22 protein-coding genes are annotated in these 19,372 nt (G+C 64.7%); 6 read left to right on the top strand and 16 right to left on the bottom strand.

The annotated features are described in order from the left end of the window. Positions 1-4: 4 nt before the first annotated feature. Genes nuoK through ndhC form a run of 11 tightly spaced genes read right to left on the bottom strand, consistent with a single transcriptional unit; the run spans position 5 to position 9,572 of the window. Entirely contained in the window at positions 5-325 is a 321-nt protein-coding gene (gene nuoK, locus LQ954_RS00890) for an NADH-quinone oxidoreductase subunit NuoK (protein WP_227771565.1), read from the bottom strand. A gap of 5 nt (positions 326-330) precedes the next feature. After that, entirely contained in the window at positions 331-942 is a 612-nt protein-coding gene (locus tag LQ954_RS00885; protein ID WP_227771261.1) for an NADH-quinone oxidoreductase subunit J, read from the bottom strand. A gap of 39 nt (positions 943-981) precedes the next feature. Beyond that, positions 982-1,467: an NADH-quinone oxidoreductase subunit NuoI gene (nuoI, locus tag LQ954_RS00880; RefSeq protein WP_227771260.1), complete on the bottom strand. Its 486-nt coding sequence runs from the start codon at positions 1,465-1,467 to the stop codon at positions 982-984. Positions 1,468-1,470: 3 nt separating this feature from the next. After that, positions 1,471-2,520 (bottom strand): NADH-quinone oxidoreductase subunit NuoH, encoded by a 1,050-nt coding sequence (nuoH, locus tag LQ954_RS00875; RefSeq protein ID WP_227771259.1) that lies wholly within the window; start codon positions 2,518-2,520, stop codon positions 1,471-1,473. After that, entirely contained in the window at positions 2,517-4,517 is a 2,001-nt protein-coding gene (gene nuoG / locus LQ954_RS00870) for an NADH-quinone oxidoreductase subunit NuoG (RefSeq protein WP_231021462.1), read from the bottom strand. The genes nuoH and nuoG overlap by 4 nt, the downstream gene beginning before the upstream one ends. Beyond that, complete coding sequence (nuoF, locus tag LQ954_RS00865; RefSeq protein ID WP_231021460.1) at positions 4,517-5,836, bottom strand: NADH-quinone oxidoreductase subunit NuoF; 1,320 nt, start codon at positions 5,834-5,836, stop codon at positions 4,517-4,519. The genes nuoG and nuoF overlap by 1 nt, the downstream gene beginning before the upstream one ends. Beyond that, positions 5,833-6,528: a complex I 24 kDa subunit family protein gene (locus tag LQ954_RS00860; protein WP_231021458.1), complete on the bottom strand. Its 696-nt coding sequence runs from the start codon at positions 6,526-6,528 to the stop codon at positions 5,833-5,835. Before LQ954_RS00860 ends, nuoF begins: the two co-directional genes overlap by 4 nt. Next, positions 6,528-7,787, bottom strand: a complete 1,260-nt coding sequence (locus tag LQ954_RS00855) for an NADH-quinone oxidoreductase subunit D (RefSeq protein WP_227771255.1) — start codon at positions 7,785-7,787, stop codon at positions 6,528-6,530. The genes LQ954_RS00860 and LQ954_RS00855 overlap by 1 nt, the downstream gene beginning before the upstream one ends. Beyond that, positions 7,784-8,632: an NADH-quinone oxidoreductase subunit C gene (locus tag LQ954_RS00850; protein ID WP_231021457.1), complete on the bottom strand. Its 849-nt coding sequence runs from the start codon at positions 8,630-8,632 to the stop codon at positions 7,784-7,786. The genes LQ954_RS00855 and LQ954_RS00850 overlap by 4 nt, the downstream gene beginning before the upstream one ends. Then, positions 8,629-9,195, bottom strand: coding sequence for a NuoB/complex I 20 kDa subunit family protein (locus tag LQ954_RS00845; RefSeq protein ID WP_046410043.1), 567 nt, complete (start codon positions 9,193-9,195; stop codon positions 8,629-8,631). Before LQ954_RS00845 ends, LQ954_RS00850 begins: the two co-directional genes overlap by 4 nt. A gap of 2 nt (positions 9,196-9,197) precedes the next feature. Continuing rightward, entirely contained in the window at positions 9,198-9,572 is a 375-nt protein-coding gene (ndhC, locus tag LQ954_RS00840) for an NADH-quinone oxidoreductase subunit A (protein ID WP_227771253.1), read from the bottom strand. A gap of 152 nt (positions 9,573-9,724) precedes the next feature. Here ndhC and LQ954_RS00835 point away from each other — a divergent pair, with 152 nt between their 5' ends. The 4 genes from LQ954_RS00835 (at position 9,725) to LQ954_RS00820 (ending at position 13,510) form a co-directional block, all read left to right on the top strand. Then, complete coding sequence (locus LQ954_RS00835; RefSeq protein ID WP_231021455.1) at positions 9,725-10,924, top strand: hydrolase; 1,200 nt, start codon at positions 9,725-9,727, stop codon at positions 10,922-10,924. Continuing rightward, entirely contained in the window at positions 10,921-11,937 is a 1,017-nt protein-coding gene (locus LQ954_RS00830) for an arginine N-succinyltransferase (RefSeq protein ID WP_231021453.1), read from the top strand. The genes LQ954_RS00835 and LQ954_RS00830 overlap by 4 nt, the downstream gene beginning before the upstream one ends. A 38-nt stretch (positions 11,938-11,975) precedes the next feature. Further along, on the top strand, positions 11,976-13,229 hold the full coding sequence (locus LQ954_RS00825; protein WP_231021452.1) for an N-succinylarginine dihydrolase: 1,254 nt from the start codon (positions 11,976-11,978) through the stop codon (positions 13,227-13,229). Between the two features lie 65 nt (positions 13,230-13,294). Further along, entirely contained in the window at positions 13,295-13,510 is a 216-nt protein-coding gene (locus LQ954_RS00820; protein WP_227771249.1) for a hypothetical protein, read from the top strand. 55 nt (positions 13,511-13,565) lie between these two features. Here LQ954_RS00820 and LQ954_RS00815 read toward each other — a convergent pair whose 3' ends face one another. Together LQ954_RS00815 and hemB are read right to left on the bottom strand one after the other, a co-directional pair. Beyond that, positions 13,566-14,114 (bottom strand): GNAT family N-acetyltransferase, encoded by a 549-nt coding sequence (locus tag LQ954_RS00815; RefSeq protein WP_231021450.1) that lies wholly within the window; start codon positions 14,112-14,114, stop codon positions 13,566-13,568. A gap of 5 nt (positions 14,115-14,119) precedes the next feature. After that, positions 14,120-15,112: a porphobilinogen synthase gene (gene hemB, locus LQ954_RS00810; protein WP_231021448.1), complete on the bottom strand. Its 993-nt coding sequence runs from the start codon at positions 15,110-15,112 to the stop codon at positions 14,120-14,122. 76 nt (positions 15,113-15,188) lie between these two features. Between hemB and LQ954_RS00805 the strand changes: the two genes are divergently transcribed. Next, complete coding sequence (locus LQ954_RS00805; RefSeq protein ID WP_231021445.1) at positions 15,189-16,088, top strand: diacylglycerol/lipid kinase family protein; 900 nt, start codon at positions 15,189-15,191, stop codon at positions 16,086-16,088. Positions 16,089-16,098: 10 nt separating this feature from the next. On the opposite strand, the gene LQ954_RS00800 is transcribed toward LQ954_RS00805, so the two are convergent. Then, positions 16,099-17,562 carry an MATE family efflux transporter gene (locus LQ954_RS00800; RefSeq protein WP_231021443.1) on the bottom strand — a complete coding sequence of 488 codons (1,464 nt, stop codon included), beginning with the start codon at positions 17,560-17,562 and terminating at the stop codon, positions 16,099-16,101. 52 nt (positions 17,563-17,614) lie between these two features. Between LQ954_RS00800 and LQ954_RS00795 the strand changes: the two genes are divergently transcribed. Then, positions 17,615-17,761 (top strand): hypothetical protein, encoded by a 147-nt coding sequence (locus LQ954_RS00795; protein ID WP_231021441.1) that lies wholly within the window; start codon positions 17,615-17,617, stop codon positions 17,759-17,761. Positions 17,762-17,873: 112 nt separating this feature from the next. Here LQ954_RS00795 and LQ954_RS00790 read toward each other — a convergent pair whose 3' ends face one another. Both LQ954_RS00790 and LQ954_RS00785 read right to left on the bottom strand, forming a co-directional pair. Beyond that, complete coding sequence (locus LQ954_RS00790) at positions 17,874-18,305, bottom strand: CoA-binding protein (protein WP_227771564.1); 432 nt, start codon at positions 18,303-18,305, stop codon at positions 17,874-17,876. A gap of 67 nt (positions 18,306-18,372) precedes the next feature. Beyond that, a complete protein-coding gene (locus LQ954_RS00785; protein ID WP_321576545.1) occupies positions 18,373-19,323 on the bottom strand; it encodes an Mrp/NBP35 family ATP-binding protein in 951 nt (316 codons plus the stop codon). Between the last annotated feature and the right edge of the window lie 49 nt (positions 19,324-19,372).

The raw sequence follows: 19,372 nt of genomic DNA, 5'->3' as shown, positions 1-19,372 counted from the left end.
TCGTTCAGCCCTTCATCCGGCTGGGATCGTCAACCGAGATCGAGCCCCGGCCACGGAAGAAGATAACGAGGATCGCAAGGCCGATCGCCGCCTCGCCCGCCGCCACGGTGAGCACGAACATCGCGAACACCTGGCCCACGAGATCGCCCAGCGCCGAAGAGAAAGCGACGAGGTTGATGTTCACCGCGAGCAGGATCAACTCGATCGCCATCAGGATGACGATGATGTTCTTCCGGTTGAGGAAGATACCAAGCACCCCCATCGTGAACAGCAACGCTGCCACGACGAGATAATGGATCAGGCCAATCCCCCCGGCCGCATTCATGGCGCTCACAGCTGCACCCCCTGTCCGATCTCCGGCCGCATGTTGCGCGTCGCATCCTGCGGACGGCGCGCGATCTGCTGCGCGATATTTTGCGGGCGCACGCCCTGGCGCTGACGATGGGTCAGCACGATCGCCCCGATCATGGCGACCAGCAGCACCAGCCCTGCACCTTCGAAGACGAAGAGGTAGCGGGTGTAGAGCAGGTTGCCGATCGCCTGAATGTTGGGAATGGTGGGATCAACCGGTGCGCCGCGGCGTGCCAGATCGACGCCGCCGGCGCTCCACGCACCAACCGCGATCACGATCTCGGCCACCAGCGCCACCGCCAGAACCAGACCGATCCCGAAATACCGAACGAAACCAGCGCGAAGCTCGGCAAAGTCGATATCCAGCATCATCACGACGAACAGGAACAGCACCGCGACCGCCCCGACATAGACGATGACGAGCAGCATCGCGATGAACTCGGCACCCGCCAGCACCATCAGGCCAGCGGCGTTGAAGAACGCCAGGATCAGCCACAGGACGCTGTGCACCGGATTGCGCGAGGCAATCGTCATCGCGCCCGATACGAGCACGACGATGGCGAAGAGATAAAAGGCGATGGCCTGGATCATGCCGCCACCCCTGCTAACCGTTGAATCATCGCGCGCCGCCTATCGATATGCCGCGTCTGCGGCAATGTTTGCCGCAATCGCGCTTTCCCAGCGATCACCGTTATCGAGCAGCTTGGCCTTGTCGTAGATCAGCTCCTCGCGGGTCTCGGTCGAGAATTCGAGGTTCGGCCCCTCGACAATCGCATCCACCGGGCAGGCTTCCTGGCACAGGCCGCAATAGATGCACTTCGTCATGTCGATGTCGTAGCGCGTGGTGCGGCGGCTGCCGTCCTCGCGCGGCTCGGCCTCGATCGTGATCGCCAGCGCCGGACACACCGCTTCGCATAGCTTGCATGCGATGCAGCGTTCCTCGCCGTTGGGGTAACGACGCAGCGCATGCTCGCCACGGAACCGCGGCGACACCGGGTTACGCTCGAACGGATAGTTGATCGTCGCCTTGGGCTTGAAGAAATACTTCAAGGTCAAAGCGTGGGCCTTCACGAACTCCCAGAGGGTGAAGGCCTTGATCGTCGAAGCGATACCCATGCGTCAGATCCCAACTCGGTCGAGCATCAGCACGCCGGACACGAGGAATACCCAGAACAGCGACACCGGCAGGAACACCTTCCAGCCGAGACGCATCAGCTGATCGTAACGGTACCTCGGCACCGTTGCCTTCACCCAGCTGAAGCAGAAGAAGAAGAACAGGATCTTGGCGAACAGCCAGACAATCCCGGGCACGTAGTACAGCGGCGCCCAGTCGAACGGCGGCAGATAGCCACCCCAGAACAGCGTCGCGTTCAGCGTGCACATCAGGATGACGTTGGCATATTCGCCAAGCCAGTAGAGCGCGAAGCTCATCGACGAATATTCGGTCTGATAGCCGGCAACGAGCTCCGACTCTGCCTCGGTCAGGTCGAAGGGCGCGCGCTGGGTTTCGGCCAGCGACGAGATGAAGAACATCACCGCCATCGGGAACAGCAGCGGGTTCAGGAAGAACCCGTTGACGGGCGTGTTCAGCACGCTGCGCTGCGCTTCGACGATCGAGGTGAGATTGAACGAGCCGGCCCACATCACGATCGAGATCAGGATGAAGCCAATCGCCACTTCATAGCTGACCATCTGCGCCGCGGCACGAATGGCCGAGAAGAACGGATACTTGGAGTTTGACGACCAGCCGGCGAGGATGATGCCGTACACGCCCAGCGACGAGGCCGCGAGGATGTAGAGCAGACCGACGTTGATGTCGGCGAGCACCACGCCAATGTCGAACGGCACCACCGCCCAGACGATCAGCGCCACGGTGAAGGTGATGATCGGCGCCAGCAGGAAGAGGCCGCGGTTTGCCGCCGCGGGAACGATCGTTTCCTGCAGGAACACCTTCAGGCCGTCCGCGAAGGACTGCATGAGGCCGAACGGGCCAACGACGTTCGGGCCGCGGCGCAGCGCCATCGCCGCCCAGATCTTGCGATCGGCATAAATGATCATCGCCACCGCCAGCATCAGCGGCAGCGCAATGACGAGAATGCCGACGAGCGTGGCCAGGAACCACGCCCAGCCATAAGGCAGGCCTAGAGTTTCGTTGAAAAAGGCGGTCATTCCGCGGCCTCCGCGACGATTTCGCCGTGCACCAGTTCAGCCGAGCAACGCTGCATCGTCGGCGACGCGCGGCAGATCGCATTGGTGAGATAGAAGTCCTTGATCGGATAGCCTTCCATCACGCCCTCAGCCTTCGTGTCGAGCGACGGCGGGTTCCAGGCAAAGGTCAGCAGGCCTTCGTTCGCCAGTTCCGGGCAATCGAGCGCCATGGCAGCGCGCAATTCGTCCATGGTGTCGAAGGGGAGCGGCCGACCGAGCGTCTCCGACAGCGCGCGGAAGATGGTCCAGTCCTCACGCGCATCGCCAGGCGCGAAAACGGCACGATTGCCGCGCTGTACCCGGCCTTCGAGGTTCACATAGGTGCCCGACTTTTCCGCATAGCTGGCGCCAGGCAGCACCACGTCCGCGGCAGCCGCACCCTTGTCGCCATGGTGGCCGACATAAACCTTGAAGCCGGCGAAGCGGGTGAAATCGCACTCGTCCGCGCCCAGGAAGAAGGTGAGCTTTGCGTCGTACAGCGCGGAAACGCCGGCCTTCTGCGCATAGCCGAGCATCAGCCCGCCCATGCGGCTTGCCGCCATGTGCAGGACGTTGAACCCGTTCCAGCCATCCTTGATGAGGCCAAGCTTCTCGACCAGCCCGAGCGCTGCGCCGTGGGCGCCCTTCAGTGCGCCACCGCCGACGATCACCGCCGGACGCTCCGCCTTTCCGAACGCCTCGGTGAGCGCTTCCGGCAGATCGCCGAGCACTGCCAGGTCGTTGCCGAGCCACTCGACCTTGTAGGTCAGCTCCGTCTCCGGGCCGATCGCCCAGACCTTGGCACCGCGCTTGATCGCCTTGCGAATGCGGGTGTTGACGAGGCTGGCTTCCCAACGAAGGTTGGTGCCGACCAGCAGGATCGCGTCCGCCCGTTCGATACCGGCGATGGTGGTGTTGAAGTTCACCGCGGCCAGGCTGGACGTATCATAGTCCATGCCGGTCTGCCGCCCTTCGAGCAGCGACGAGCCCATGTCCTTCAGCAGCGCCTTGGCCGCGAACATCGTTTCGCAATCGACGAGATCGCCAGCCACGGCAGCAACGCTGTCACCGGCCCCCTTCGCCACCTCTGCGATCACGGCGAACGCCTCGTCCCAGCTTGCCGGAACCAGCTTGCCGTCGCGACGCACATAGGGGCGGTCGAGACGGCGGCGAACGAGACCGTCGACGGCGTGGCGCGTCTTATCGGTCGCCCACTCCTCGTTCACGTCCTCGTTCACGCGCGGCAGCGAACGCAGCACCTGACGACCGCGGCTGTCGAGGCGGATGTTCGTGCCCACCGCGTCCATCACGTCGATTGTCAGCGTCTTCTTGAGCTCCCACGGGCGCGCCTCGAACGAATATGGCTTCGAGGTGAGCGCGCCTACCGGGCACAGATCAACGACGTTGCCGGACAGTTCGCTGGTCACCGCCTTTTCGAGGTAGGAGGTGATCTGCATGTTCTCGCCGCGATAGATCGCGCCGATTTCCTCAACGCCCGACACTTCTTCCGCGAAGCGGACGCAGCGCGTGCACTGGATGCAGCGGGTCATGATCGTCTTGACGATCGGGCCCATGTACTTCTCGGTGACGGCGCGCTTGTTTTCCTGGAAGCGGCTGTGGCCACGGCCATAGGCAACCGCCTGATCCTGAAGATCGCACTCGCCACCCTGATCGCAGATCGGGCAATCCAGCGGGTGGTTGATCAACAGGAATTCCATGATGCCCTCGCGGGCATGCTTCACCATCGGCGAAGTGGTGAACACTTCCTGATTGTCCGCCGCGGGCAGCGCGCACGACGCCTGCGGCTTGGGCGGTCCGGGCTTCACCTCGACCAGGCACATGCGGCAGTTGCCGGCGATGCTCAGCCGCTCGTGATAACAGAAACGCGGGATTTCCTTGCCGGCCGCTTCGCACGCCTGGAGCACGGTGGCTCCCTGCGGCACCTCAACCTCGATCCCGTCTACCTTCAGCTTGGGCATTATTCTGCAGCTTCCTGCATGGGGGCGAGACCGCCACCCTTACGTTCGGTGATGCGGCGTTCCAGCTCGGGGCGGAAATGCTTGATCAGGCCCTGGATCGGCCAGGCCGCCGCGTCGCCCAGTGCGCAGATCGAATGGCCCTCGACCTGCTTCGTCACTTGCTGAAGCATGTCGATCTCGCCGATTTCGGCGTCGCCAGTGCGCAGCCGCTCCATCACGCGCCACATCCAGCCGGTGCCTTCACGGCACGGCGTGCACTGGCCGCAGCTCTCGTGCTTGTAGAAATACGAGATGCGGCTGATCGCGCGGACGACGTCGGTGGACTTGTCCATGACGATGATCGCCGCGGTGCCGAGGCCCGAGCCGACAGCCTTCAGGCCGTCGAAATCCATCGGCGCGTCCATGATCTCCTTGGCCGGTACGAGGGGGACCGACGAGCCGCCGGGGATTACCGCGAGGAGGTTGTCCCACCCACCGCGGATGCCGCCGCAATGCTTTTCGATCAGCTCGCGGAACGGGATGCTCATCGCTTCCTCGACCACGCAGGGCTTTTCCACGTGCCCGCTGATCTGGAACAGCTTGGTGCCGCGGTTGTTTTCCGCGCCGAAGCTGGCGAACCATTCCGCGCCGCGTCGCAGGATCGTCGGCGCGACCGCGATGCTCTCGACGTTGTTCACCGTCGTCGGGCAGCCGTACAGCCCCGCGCCGGCCGGGAACGGCGGCTTGAGGCGCGGCTGGCCCTTCTTGCCTTCCAGGCTTTCGATCATCGCGGTTTCTTCGCCGCAGATGTACGCGCCCGCGCCGCGGTGGACGAAGACATCGAAATCATAGCCCGAGCCGCAGGCGTTCTTGCCCACGAGGCCGGCGTCATACGCCTCCTGCACGGCGGCAAACAGCGTCTCGGCCTCGCGGATATATTCGCCGCGGATGTAGATGTACGCGGCGCGCGCGCGCATCGCGAAGCCAGCGACCAGCGCGCCCTCGATCAGCTTGTGCGGATCGTGGCGGATGATCTCGCGGTCCTTGCACGAACCGGGTTCGGATTCGTCGGCGTTGATGACCAGGAAGCTCGGCCGCTCCGGGCTCGGCGTCTTGGGCATGAACGACCATTTGGTGCCAGTTGGGAAGCCCGCACCGCCGCGACCACGCAGGCCCGAGGCCTTGATCACGTCGATGATCTTGTCCTGGCCAAGCTCCAGCAGCGCCTTGGTATTGTCCCAGTCACCGCGCTGGCGTGCGGCCTGCAACGTCCACGGCTGATAGCCGTAGAGGTTGGTGAAGATGCGGTCCTTGTCCGTCAGGGACGTGATGACGCTCATGCGCTCGCTCCCACGGCAGGGGTGTTCCATTCGGAACGGTAATCGTGATTCTCGTTCACCATCGCGGTCAGCGTGGTCGGGCCGCCGAGCGGCTCGACCGTGTGGCGGCCGGGCTCCTGCGTGCCCGCCTTGGGCTGCTCGCCGCGCGCCAGCGCATCGAGGATCGCCAGCGTGCGATCGTAGTCGAGATCCTCAAAATTGTCGTCGTTGATCTGGACCATCGGTGCCGAGGCGCAATTGCCCATGCACTCGACCTCGGTCAGCGTGAACAGGCCGTCCGGCGTCGTCTTGCCCTTGGTAAGGCCACGGTTCTTGCACGCCGCCAGCACGTCGTCAGAGCCACGCAGCATGCACGGCGTGGTGCCACAGACCTGCACGTGAAAACGGCCGACCGGCGCCAGATTGAACATCGTGTAGAAGGTCGCGACCTCGAACACGCGGATGTACGGCACGCCGATCTCGCGCGCGACGAACTCGATCACCGGCACCGGCAACCAACCCTGCGTGTTCGTTTCCGCCCCCACCTGGCGCTGTGCCAGATCGAGCAGCGGAATCGACGCGGACTGTTCGCGGCCAGCGGGGTAACGCGCGAGAATCGCGTTGCGCTTGGCAATATTTTCGTCGGACCACTGGAAACCGCTCCAGCGCGCGCGAACTTCGGCCTCGTCGGGGATCTGGGGAGCGTCAGCCATCAGCGGTCACATTCACCAAAAACGATATCCATCGCGCCGAGAATGGCGGTGGTGTCCGCGAGCATGTGGCCGCGGCTCATGAAGTCCATTGCCTGCAGGTGCGAGAAGGCCGTCGGCCTGATCTTGCAGCGGTACGGCTTGTTGGTGCCGTCCGACACCAGATACACGCCAAACTCGCCCTTCGGGCTCTCCGTGGCGACGTAAACCTCGCCAGCGGGCACGTGGAAGCCCTCGGTATAGAGCTTGAAGTGGTGGATGAGCGCTTCCATCGACTGCTTCATCTCGCCGCGCTTGGGCGGAACGACCTTGCGATCGAGGCTGGCGATCGGCCCCTCCGGCATTTCGGCCAGGCACTGCTTCATGATCCGCGCAGACTGGCGGACCTCCTCCACGCGCACCATGAAGCGATCATAGCAATCGCCGCGGGTGCCAACGGGGATTTCAAAGTCCATCTTGGCGTAGACGTCATAAGGCTGCTGCTTGCGCAGATCCCAGGGCACGCCCGCCGCGCGGATCATCGGACCCGAGAAGCCCCAGCGGATCGCGTCGTCGCGGCTGACAATGCCAATGTCGACGTTGCGCTGCTTGAAGATGCGGTTGTCAGCGACAAGGCTGATTGCGTCCTCGAACAGGACCGGCAGGCGATTGTCGAGCCAGTCGGCGATATCCGTCAGCAGCTTCAGCGGCACATCCTCGTGCACGCCGCCGACACGGAAATAATTCGCATGCATACGAGCGCCCGACGCGCGCTCGTAAAAGTTCATGCAGTCTTCGCGCAGCTCGAACAGCCACAAGTTCGGCGTCATCGCGCCAACGTCCATGACATGGCTGCCGAGGTTCAGCATGTGGTTCTTGATGCGCGTCAGTTCAGCGAAGAACACACGCAGATATTGCGCACGCAGCGGCACTTCGAGATCGAGCAGCTTCTCGATCGCGAGCACGAAGGTGTGCTCCATGCACATCGGCGAGCAATAATCGAGGCGATCGAAATAGGGGATCGCCTGCTGATAGGTCTTGTACTCGATCAGCTTCTCGGTGCCGCGGTGAAGCAGGCCGACGTGCGGATCGATGCGCTCGACGATTTCGCCGTCGAGCTCCATGACGAGGCGAAGCACGCCGTGCGCCGCGGGATGCTGCGGGCCGAAGTTGATCGTGTAATTCTGGATCGCCACCTCATCATGGGTGCGATCCCCTTCCGCCACATCAGCCAGCCGCTCCGTAGCGGGATCGATGCGATCGTTAAGGACGGTATCGGTCATTGGTTCTGCCCTCCCTTGCCGGGAATGACGTCGCGGTCGGCTGGCTTTTCGCCGATATGCGGATGGGGCTTGCCAGCGCCGGTTTCGGCCGTGCTGTCCGCATCCTTTTTCGCATAGGACTCGCTGGGTGCCGCGGCGGGCTTGGCGGGCGACTGAGTCGCACCGGCCTTCTGCACCTGATCCGCGCTAAGCGGTGTCGGCGCACCCTTGGCCTCCGGCAACGAACCCTTCTCATCGCCCGGCAGGACGTATTCCGCCCCTTCCCACGGGCTGGTGAAATCAAAGGTACGGAAATCCTGCGCGAGCTTTACCGGCTCGTACACGACGCGCTTTACTTCTTCCGAGTAGCGCATCTCGACATAGCCGCTGAGCGGGAAGTCCTTGCGCTGTGGATGGCCGCGGAAGCCATAGTCCGTCAGGATGCGGCGCAGGTCGCGATTGCCGGCGAACAGCACGCCATACATGTCGTACACTTCACGCTCATACCAGCCAGCCACCGGCCACAGCTCAGTCACCGTCGGCACCGGGGTGTCTTCGGACGCGGTAACATGGACGTGCAGACGATGGTTACGGGTCAGCGAGAGGAGGCAATAGACCACCTCGAACCGCTCCTCGCCACGATCGGGATAGTCCACCCCGGCGATATCCATCAGCTGCTGGTATTCCAGCCCCGGCGTATCACGCAGCGCGGTCAACGCCGCGATCAGGTGATCGCGGTGAACGTGCAGCTGGATCTCGCCAACATGCGCGAAGGCATCGACCAGCCCGTTCGGGATGGCGGCGCGCGCCGCATCGAGCGTCGCGTCGTTTAGCTCTGCGGCCCAGCGGGGTGCAGGCGCCCTCACCGTTCGATGCTCCCCGAGCGGCGGATCTTCCGCTGCAGCTGCATGATGCCGTACAGCAGCGCCTCGGCGGTCGGCGGGCAGCCCGGGACATAGATGTCGACCGGCACCACGCGATCGCAGCCGCGCACGACGCTGTAGCTATAGTGATAATAGCCGCCGCCATTGGCGCACGAGCCCATCGAGATGACGTATTTCGGCTCCGACATCTGATCGTACACGCGGCGCAGCGCCGGGGCCATCTTGTTGCAGAGCGTGCCGGCAACGATCATCACGTCCGACTGGCGCGGTGACGCGCGCGGCGCGGCGCCGAACCGCTCCAGATCGTAACGCGGCATGTTGACGTGGATCATCTCCACCGCGCAGCAGGCGAGCCCGAACGTCATCCACCACAGCGAGCCCGTGCGGGCCCACTGGAACAATTCCTCCGTCGAGGTGACGAGGAAACCCTTGTCGGTCAGCTCACCGTTCAGGTCGTTGAAGAAGCCGGGATCGGGCTGAACGAGGCCCGTTCCACTGGAGATCGCGCGCGCGTCGCGCGGAAGTTCGACGGGGCCGGAGTGCATGGTCATTCCCAATCCAGTGCGCCCTTTTTCCAGGCGTATACAAGGCCAAGCGCGAGCTCGCCGATAAAGATCATCATGCTGATCCAGGCGGTCCAGCCGAGATCGAACACGCTGACCGCCCAGGGATATAGGAACGCGGCCTCGAGATCGAAGATGATGAACAGGATCGCAACTAGATAAAATCGCACGTCAAATTGCGCGCGGCTGTCCTCGAAAGCGGGGAAGCCGCATTCATATTCGCTGAGTTTTTCGACGGACGGCTTGTACGAACCCGTCAGCCGCGAAACTGCCATGGGCAGAAACACGAACGCCGACGACAGCACGAGTGCCACGCCGAGGAACATCAGGATCGGCAGATATTGCGACAGGTCAACCATCGGCGCTCTTTCGGGGCTTTTCTCGCACGGGCGAACGGAACGGGGGCGCTTTAGGCCCGCCGGACGGACGGGGCAAGGCATCGGGCCGGTGAGAATCACTCGCAACTTCCTGGGGTGGCCGGGATTTCGGGCTTCGGCTAGCAACCGGCGGCATGACAGCATTGAGCCGGATCGAAGAGCAGGCAGTTGCGCGCGCAAGCGCCTCGCCAATGCTCGCGCGGACAAGGGCGTGGGCGGCGGTGAACAGCGGCACCGGCAATATCGCCGGGCTGGACGCGATGGCCGGCATGCTGGCGGACGCGTTCGCCGCGCTGCCCGGCACCGTGCGGCTGATCGAACCGGCTGCCGCAGAGCGAGTGGCAGCAGATGGCACAGTCGCCGCGGTGGCGCACGGCCAACACCTGCACGTGTCGGTCAGGCCCGACGCCGCGCGCCGGCTGCTCCTGACGGGGCATATGGATACCGTCTATCCCGCGGATCATCCATTCCAGACCCTCACGGACCGGGCGGACGGGACGATCAACGGCCCCGGTGTTGCCGACATGAAAGGCGGCCTTGCCGTCATGCTCGCCGCGCTCGAAGCGGTGGAGGCGGCGCGGTGCCCGATCGGCTATGACGTGATCATCAACTCCGACGAGGAAACCGGATCCTTTTCGTCCGCCGCGTTGATCGCAGAGGCGGCGCGCGGCAAGCTCGCGGCGCTCACCTATGAACCGGCCCTGCCCGATGGAACCCTGGCCGGCGCACGTGGGGGCACGGGCAATTTCTCCATCGTCGTGCGCGGACGCGCGGCCCACGCCGGGCGCAATCCACAGGACGGCCGCAACGCCATCGTCGCTGCCGCCGCGCTTGCCCTGGCCCTGGATGCCGCCAAGGGACCACGCTTGTCCGTCAACCCGGCGCGGATCGATGGCGGCGGGCCGAACAATGTCGTTCCGGATCTGGCGGTGTTACGGGTCAACTTCCGTCCTGCCGATGCCGATGAGATCGCACGGGCGCGGACGACGATCGATACAGCCGTCGCCGCGGTCGCCGCAGCACATGACGTTCGCATCGACGTGCATGGCACTTTCAATCGGCCGCCCAAGCCAATCGACGCGGGCGCGGCGCGTCTGTTCGATCTGGTTCGTCAGGTGGGCGGCGATCTGGACCTGCCCATCGCATGGCGGGACACCGGCGGCGTGTGCGACGGCAATAATATAGCCGCCGCCGGCACCCCGGTGATCGACACCATGGGTGTGCGGGGCGGCGCAATTCATTCTGCGGACGAATTTCTGATCGTCGAAAGCCTCGCCGAGCGAGCGGCGCTTTCGGCGGTGACCATCCTGCGACTGGCGGAGAACGGCTTGTGACTTTCGTGGTTCGCGCGGCGCGCGACGAGGATCTGGCGCATCTGTACGAGATGGCGAAGCTGACCGGTGGCGGCTTTACCAACCTGCCGCCCGATCGCCGCGCGCTGAAAGCCAAGCTGGATCGCAGCCACGCCGCCTTCACGCGCGACGAGGAAAGCGTCGCTGACGAGCTGTTCGTGCTGATCCTGGAAAATACCGCAACCGGCGAAGTACGTGGCACGTGCCAGATCTTCACCCAGGTCGGCCAACGGCACCCGTTCTACAGCTACCGCATCAGCATGCTGACCCAGCACAGCCGCGAACTGGACCGCACCTTTCGCGCCGAGATGCTGTCGCTGACCACCGACCTGGAAGGATCGAGCGAGGTGGGCGGCCTGTTCCTTCATCCCGGAGAACGGGCGGGCGGCCTGGGCCTGTTGTTGGCGCGAAGCCGCTATCTGTTCATCAAGGCGCATCGCCAGCGGTTCGGCGATCGCATCCTCGCAGAGTTGCGCGGCGTGATCGACGAAGCGGGCGGCTCGCCGTTCTGGGACGGGCTGGCCGGACGCTTCTTCGGCATGAACTTCCAGGATGCCGACGCCTTCAACGCCATCAACGGCCATCAGTTTATCGCTGACCTGATGCCCAAGCATCCGATCTATACCGCGATGCTGTCCGAGACAGCCCGTGCAGCCATCGGCCTGCCCCACCCGTCCGGCCGGGCGGCGATGCGGATGCTCGAGAACGAGGGCTTCGCATTCGAGAAGTATATCGACATCTTCGATGGCGGGCCGACGATGACGGCGCGGATCGACTCGGTACGCTCCATCCGCGAAGCGCGCGAGGCACGGATCGTCGCCATTGATCGTGACGGCGGCACCGAGGCGCTGGTCGCTCAGGGACGCTTGTCCGATTTCCGCTGCGCCTTCGGCAATGTGCGCGAGGTAGGCAACGAGGTGGTGATCGACCCCGATTGCGCCACGGCGATCCAGGCGCGCGAGGATTCCCGCGTGCTGCACGTGGCGCGGATCTGACTGCAACGCTGACCGATGGCCTGCGCCGGGGAGCCTTTATGATCCAGGAAATCAATTTCGACGGCATCGTCGGGCCCAGCCATAATTATGCTGGCCTCAGCCCCGGCAACCTGGCCGCCACTCGCAATGCCAGCGCGACAGCGCATCCCCGTGCCGCTGCCTTGCAGGGACTAGCCAAGATGCGCGCCAATCTGGCGCTGGGGCTGACCCAGGGCATCCTCCTGCCGCACCCGCGGCCTCATGACGCATGGCTTGCCTCGCTCCACACCCATTACCTGGCCGCTCCTGCCCATCTGAAGGCTCGGGCGTTCTCGGCCTCGCCGATGTGGGCCGCCAACGCCGCCACCGTTTCACCGGCGCCCGATGCTGGCGACGAGCGTTGCCACCTGACCGTCGCGAACCTCGTCACGATGCCGCATCGCAGCCACGAATGGCCGGCGACGCTGGCGCAGCTTCGGCTTGCGTTCGCGCATGATCATTTTGCTGTTCACGCGCCTATCCCCGCCCCGTTCGGCGACGAGGGTGCGGCAAATCATATGCGGCTGTGCGCCGCTCATGACGCGCCCGGGGTCGAGGTGTTCGTCTACGGCGAGACGGGCGGGCCATTCCCCGCGCGGCAACACCGCGAAGCCTCCGAGGCGATCGCGCGGGCGCACCGCCTCGACCCCGCCCGCACCTTGTTCGTGAAGCAATCGCCCGAGGCGATCGCCGCGGGCGCTTTTCATAATGACGTGGTTGCCGTCGCCAATGAGCGTATCCTGTTCGCGCACGAACAGGCGTTTGCGGATCGGCACGACTTCTTCGCCGATCTGCGCCGCATCATGCCGGACGTCGAGATCGTGGAGGTCCCGGCGGAGCGCGTGAGCCTTGACGACGCCATTCGGTCCTATCTCTTCAATGCGCAGCTCGTGACCGCGAGTACGGGCGCCCAGACGCTCATCGTGCCGGCGGAAGCGCGGGAGAACCAGGCGGTCTGGTCCTGGCTGCAGGACCATCTGGCAGGCAATGGGCCGATCCGCGCGGTAGACGTGGTAGACGTGCGCGAGTCGATGGCGAATGGCGGCGGTCCGGCGTGCCTGCGGCTGCGTGTCGCATGTGATCCGACGCTGGTTGACCCCCGTTTCCTCGTCGATGCGGCGAAGCTGGACCGGATTGCGGACGTGATTGCGACACACTGGCCCGAGGCGATCGCGTTCGACGCAATCGGGGATGCCGACCTAGTGGCGCAGGTCATCCGGGCACGCCGCGCGCTCTACGCAGCGCTCGACCTTGTCGAACTTATTGACAGTTGAGAGGAAGGTAGAGCGGCTAGTTGGCGGAAATCCGCCACTGGCGCGGAGCTTGCTTGGTTAACGCCATGTTTACCAAGATAGCCCGGCTCTTCACGATCAAGACGAAGTTCGAGGCGTTCATGGTCATCTATGGCCTCGGACTGGGCGCGACCGAGCGCGGGGTGCATTACTTGCGGGACTATCCCGGCCTCGGCGGCTGGCTGCTCTTCTCCGTCTGCCCCATCGCGGTTTTCATGGCCGGCGGGCGGATCCTTGAATCGGTAGAGCGCAACGGCGAGTAATCGCCGCGTCCATGCCAGGAGGGCGGCGGTGACGCCGCCCAGCTGTCGATTGCCTTTACAACCCTGCCGGCCGCGCAATCCGATAGGTCACCGTGTGCCGACGCGGATCGTCAGCCGCAAAAAGGGGATGATCGAAGTCCACGGCGGGCTCGTAGCTCATGCCAAGGCGCTCCATCAGCAGCCGGCTCTTGGCATTGTCGGTCGCGGTGATCGCGACGATAGCGTTGTCGTCTCGGTTCTCCCAACCCCATGCAATCGCGGCGGCAGCGGCCTCTCGCGCATAACCGGCGCCCCAATAGGGGAGGGCCAGCATCCAGCCGATCTCCAGCATTCCCTCGATCGGCGTATCGGGAGCGCCGGGCTTCAGCCCGCAAAAGCCGATCGTCGCTTGCTCGGCCCGCAGCACCACGGCGCGGAAGCCGAGCGGTGCGTAGGAGGCGTGACGAGCGAGAGCCATGTCGCTTTCCGCTGCGTTCTTCACCGGTCCCAGATCGGCCATGACGATGGGATCCGCCCACATGGCATGAAGCGGCGCGCGGTCCTGCGGCTGAGGCGTGCGCAGCACCAGCCGCTCCGTCTCGATCGGCAACGAGGGCGCCGTCATGCCCGTCATTGGCCAAGCAGGCGGGCTGCGTGCACCGCGTGATAAGTGAGGACGCCCGAACAGCCAGCGCGCTTAAAGGCGGTGAGAGTTTCGAGGACCATGGCGTCGCGATCGGCTGCGCCCGCAGCGACCGCGGTCTCGATCATCGCATATTCGCCGGACACCTGATATGCGAACACCGGCACCTCGAACCGCTCCTTCACGCGTCGGGCGATATCAAGGTATGGCAGGCCGGGCTTCACCATCACGCTGTCGGCGCCTTCTGCGAGATCGAGCGCAACCTCGCGAAGAGCCTCCTCCCCGTTCCCATAGTCCATCTGGTACGTCTTCTTGTCGCCCTTCAGCAGCCCGCGGCTGCCCACGGCGTCGCGGAACGGGCCGTAGAAGGCACTCGCGTATTTGGCCGCATAAGCCATGATCTGCACATTGTGACGGCCATCCGCCTCCAGAGCGGCGCGGATCGTGCCGATACGGCCGTCCATCATGTCGGATGGCGCGACGATATCAGCGCCGGCGGCGGCCTGGTTCAGCGATTGGCCAACCAGTAATTCCACGGTTGCATCGTTCAGCACATAGCCGGCCTCATCCACGAGGCCGTCATGGCCATGCGCAGTATAAGGATCGAGCGCGACGTCGGTCAGAATGCCAATGTCGGGAACCGAATCCTTGATGGCGCGAATGGCACGGCACATCAGATTGTCGGGATTCAGCGCTTCACGGCCATCTTCGCTGCGCAGATGCGCCGGCGTGTTCGGAAAAAGCGCAAGACACGGGATCCTGAGCGCATGCGCCTCCTTGGCCCGCGCGACGATGAGGTCGACCGACCAGCGCGAAACGCCGGGAAGGCTGGCGATCGGTTCCTCGACGCTCTCGCCCTCGGCGATGAACAGCGGCCAGATCAGATCGGCGGGGGTGAGCGTCGTCTCCCGATGCAGGCGCCGGCTCCAGTCAGCGGCACGGGTTCGACGCAGGCGAAGGGCGGGAAAGGAAGCGTGCATGGCCCTGCCTTGCGCCGCTCCCGACGCCTGCGCAAGCGTTACGGGGGCGAATCGGCCTGCCGTGCGTTAGGGCGGCATGAGCGAGATCCGGTCAGCCGCGTTGATCGTCAACGCCAAGTCACGCAAAGGGCAAAAGCTATTCCAGCGCGCGTGCGAGCGGCTGGATGAACTGCCGTTCTCGGTCGACGCGCACGCGGTGCAAAAGCCGGAGCATCTGGAGCGCACGGTGAAGCGCGCGCTGGCGAAGAACCCCGATCTGGTGATCCTGGGCGGCGGCGACGGGACGGTGAGCGGCCTGGTCGACCTGCTTGTCGGAAAGGACGTGATCCTGGGCGTCCTGCCGCTTGGCACGGCCAACAGTTTCGCGCGCACCCTGGGTCTGCCGCTTGACGTGGATGGGGCGATCGATGTGCTGGCAACAGGCGTGCCCAAGCGGATCGACCTGGGCATGATCGATGGAGACTATTTCGCGAACTGCGCGGCCATGGGCCTGTCGCCGCAAATCGCGGAGACGGTGCCGCATAATCTGAAGAAGGTATTGGGGCGGATCGGCTATCTCGGCTGGGCCGGGCTGCAATATCTGCGCTTCCGCCCCTTCATCCTGACCGTTGATGACGGAACGGAAGAGAAGCGGATGCGGGTGGTGGAAGTGCGGATCTCCAACGGGCCATATCACGGCGGCACCTGGCTGGTGGATGAGGCGAAGATCGATTCGGGGCAGATCGTCGTTCAGGCCGTTACCGGGCGTTACCGGCGCACGCTGCTGAAGAACTGGTTCGCCAACATCCTGGGCCTTTCGGCGAGGCACCACGATACGATCACCTTTTCGGGCCGCAATCTGAAGATCGACACGCGCCCCAACCTGCCGATTTCAATCGACGGCGAGGTGCTGGCACACACGCCCGTTCACGCCAAGATCGCGCCTGGCGCCATTCAGGTGATGGTGCCGCGAGACTCCGACGAAGAGCCTGGCTGAGAGTCAGCGATCAGGCTGCCGGCTTTAGCGTGCCGGCAGGTTCGATATCGGCGTGGCTGCGCTCTTCGCAATGCTCCTCCGGCACGAGTAGCCCGCCCTCCCGCCAGCGCCCGAAGCGGTAATAAAGCGCTGCCAACAGCGCGTTGGCACCCGAGCCCACCGGGAAGCTCCACCACAGGGCATCCGCTCCGATCACGGGAAGCAACGCATAGGCCACGCCCAGCCGGACCGGGAACATGGCGACTGTCATGATCAGCAGCGGCCCCCAGACGGCGCCGTTGGCGCGGATCACCCCGAACAGCACCATGGTCGCACCGAACATGATGAAGCCCCAGGTCGCCAGCAGGTTGATGTGCTGCGCGATCGGCACCACGGGGCTGGCGCCGGGGATGAACAGGCCGATGATGGCGAAGTCGAACAACAGCACCAGCGCAACCGTCGCGCCGGTAATCAGGACATTGTAGATGATGCCGGCGCGGGTGATGCGCGCCACCCGGTCCCATCGCCCGGCGCCGATATTCTGCGCTGCCATCGCCGACACCGCCGCGCCGATGGCCATGGCCGGCATCTGGACATAGCCCCACAGCTGCTGAACGATGCCATAGGCGGCCACCGTATCAATACCGCTACGGTTGACGAGGCCGACCATCGCCAACGCGGATACCGACAGCACCAGCATCTGCGCCCCGATCGGCACCCCCTTGCTGACGATGGTTCGAACCAGCTCGCGTTCGGGAAGGATGTAGCGGATCTCGGCGCCCTTCAGGCGCAGCGGCAGATCGCGCCAGCGGATCCAGGCGACCAGCGCGCCGAGCGCGACGATATTCGCAATCAGCGTGGCGGTGGCAGAGCCCGCGATGCCCATGCGCGGAAACGGACCCATGCCGGCGATGAGCAGCGGGTTCATCACCGCGTCCACCAGAACGGCAAGCCCCATGAACCACAAAGGGGTGACCAAGTCTCCGGTGCCCCTCAGCCCCATGAACATGAGCACGAGCAGCATGGAGGGCGGCAGCGCCAGGAAAATGACGCGCAAGTAATCGAGCGCTGGCTCAAAGGCGTCCGGCGGGGTGGCGAGGACGACCAGGATCTCCGGCGCGAATATCCAGCCCAGCGTTCCCACCACGACCGATCCGGCGAGCACGAGGCCGATGGCGGAGCCGAACGCCCGACGCGCAGCCTCCACATCGCGGCGGCCCCAGCTCTGGCCGACGATGATCGTTGCCGCCATGCCGAAGCCGAACACGGCACCGAACATCAGGAACATGATGATGTTGGCGTTGGATGTCGCGGCAAGCGCCCCCTCCCCCAGGAAGCGGCCCACCCAGATCGTGTTGATCGAGCCGTTCAGGGATTGAAGGACGTTGGAAGCAAGCGTCGGGAGCGCGAACAGCAACAGCGCGGAGCCGATCGGACCCGTGGTGAGATCCCGCTGCCCGGGACGGCCGTGAACATGGGAAACCGCTTCGTCCATGTTGCCCCCTCCTAGTTTCTTGCGCCGGCTTGATACCGATCCTCAACCGTCCATGCGGCACGCCCAACCGGCCGACAAGGAGGATTCACTTGCCGCCGCCAAGCCGGTTGTTGGCGCCAATGTTGAGAAAGTTGAGACACTCGAGAAGGATCTTTCGACATTCACGCCCCTCGCCGCTGCGGTTGCCGCAGTGCCATGAACGGCCGAGGTAGGACAGCGGGGCGGCGCATCTGGCCCCCTGGCCCGCGATCTGGCGGGCACGCAGCACAGCGGCAAAACGGAACGACGCGGCGCTAGCGGGCCGCGACCGGCTACTCCTCGATCCGCGCAACACCCAAGCGAGGAATGTCGATGGCGGGGCAGCGATCCATCACGACCTTCAGCCCGGCCGTTTCGGCGCGTGCTGCCGCCTGCTGGTTGACGACACCCAATTGCATCCAGACCGATTTCGCCCCGGCCGCGATCGCTTGATCAACAGCCTCGGCGGCAGCCTCCGAGCGGCGGAAGATGTCCACCATGTCGATCGGCTCGCCAATCTGCGACAGCTCGCGAAAGACATATTCGCCGTGCACATGTTCGCCGGTGATCTGCGGATTGACCGGAATCACGCGATAACCGTGCGCCTGCAGTTGCCGCATCACGCCATAGCTGGGCCGATCGGGGCGATCGGATGCGCCCACCAGTGCGATCGTACGGGTTTCCTCTAGCAGAGCCTTGATATCGGCATCGGCGGTCAGCGGCATGATCGGCCTTTCGACTATGGTCCGCTCGTGCCGCAGCCCCAATGCATGCGGCACGACCGGTCCATTGCTAACGCGCGCCGCCTCCGCCGGTTTCCAGCCAGGACGCGACCGCACCGGCGAGTGGGGCGAACACGGTATCGCCCGGTTCAGCGGCGGGCGGACGCCCAGCGTCGGACGCGGTGCGGATGGCAATGGTGAGCGGCACGCGCCCGAGAAACGGCACGCCCAGTTCCCGCGCCGCTGCTTCAGCGCCGCCTTGCCCGAACGGGTCGGATGTTTCGCCGCAATGCGGACAGACATAGCCAGCCATGTTTTCGACCAGTCCGATGATCGGCACGCCAGCCTTGTTGAACAGGTCGATCGCTCGGGTCGCGTCGATCAGCGCGAGATCCTGCGGCGTGGAAACGATCACTGCCCCGGCAGGCCGATATTTCTGGATCATGGTCAACTGCACGTCGCCGGTGCCCGGCGGCAGATCCAGCACCAGCGTGTCGGCCGCGCCCCAGTCCGCCTCGACAAGCTGACCCAGGGCGCCAGCCGCCATTGGCCCGCGCCAGGCGATCGCCTTGCCCGGCTCGATCAGCTGCCCCATCGACAGCATCGGTACGCCATAAGGGGTGGAGACGGGCAGCAGCACCTTGTCCTTCGCCTCCGGCCGCTGGCCTTCCGCCGCCATCAGGCGCGGCTGAGACGGACCGTAGATGTCGGCATCCACCAACCCGACCCTTCGTCCCTGCTGGCGAAGCGCGATGGCGAGGTTCGCCGCGAGCGTGGATTTTCCGACCCCGCCCTTTCCGCTCGCCACGGCAATGAGCTTCCGGTTGGCGCGCTCCGCGGTGACGACCACGCGCGCGTTGGGGCCCGCGGCCATGCGGACGGCCGCTTCCATCGCGTCGCGCGCCTTGGCGTCCAATCCCGTGGCATCAAGCACCACCCCGACACGCTCGCCTTCGATCCTTACGGTGGCGCGCGCGCCCGCAACGGCGGCAACCGCCTGCTTCACGTCATTCTCGTCCATGGCAACAAGTCGTTACGCCCTTCGCCGCCGCTGGGCACTGTTTTTCGGA

The sequence above is a fragment of the Sphingomonas sp. IC-11 genome (genome assembly GCF_021043365.1).
GTDB lineage: Bacteria > Pseudomonadota > Alphaproteobacteria > Sphingomonadales > Sphingomonadaceae > Sphingomonas.
The sequence above is the reverse complement of the archived record's forward strand: the minus strand, read 5'-3'. Positions and strand labels throughout refer to the sequence as shown.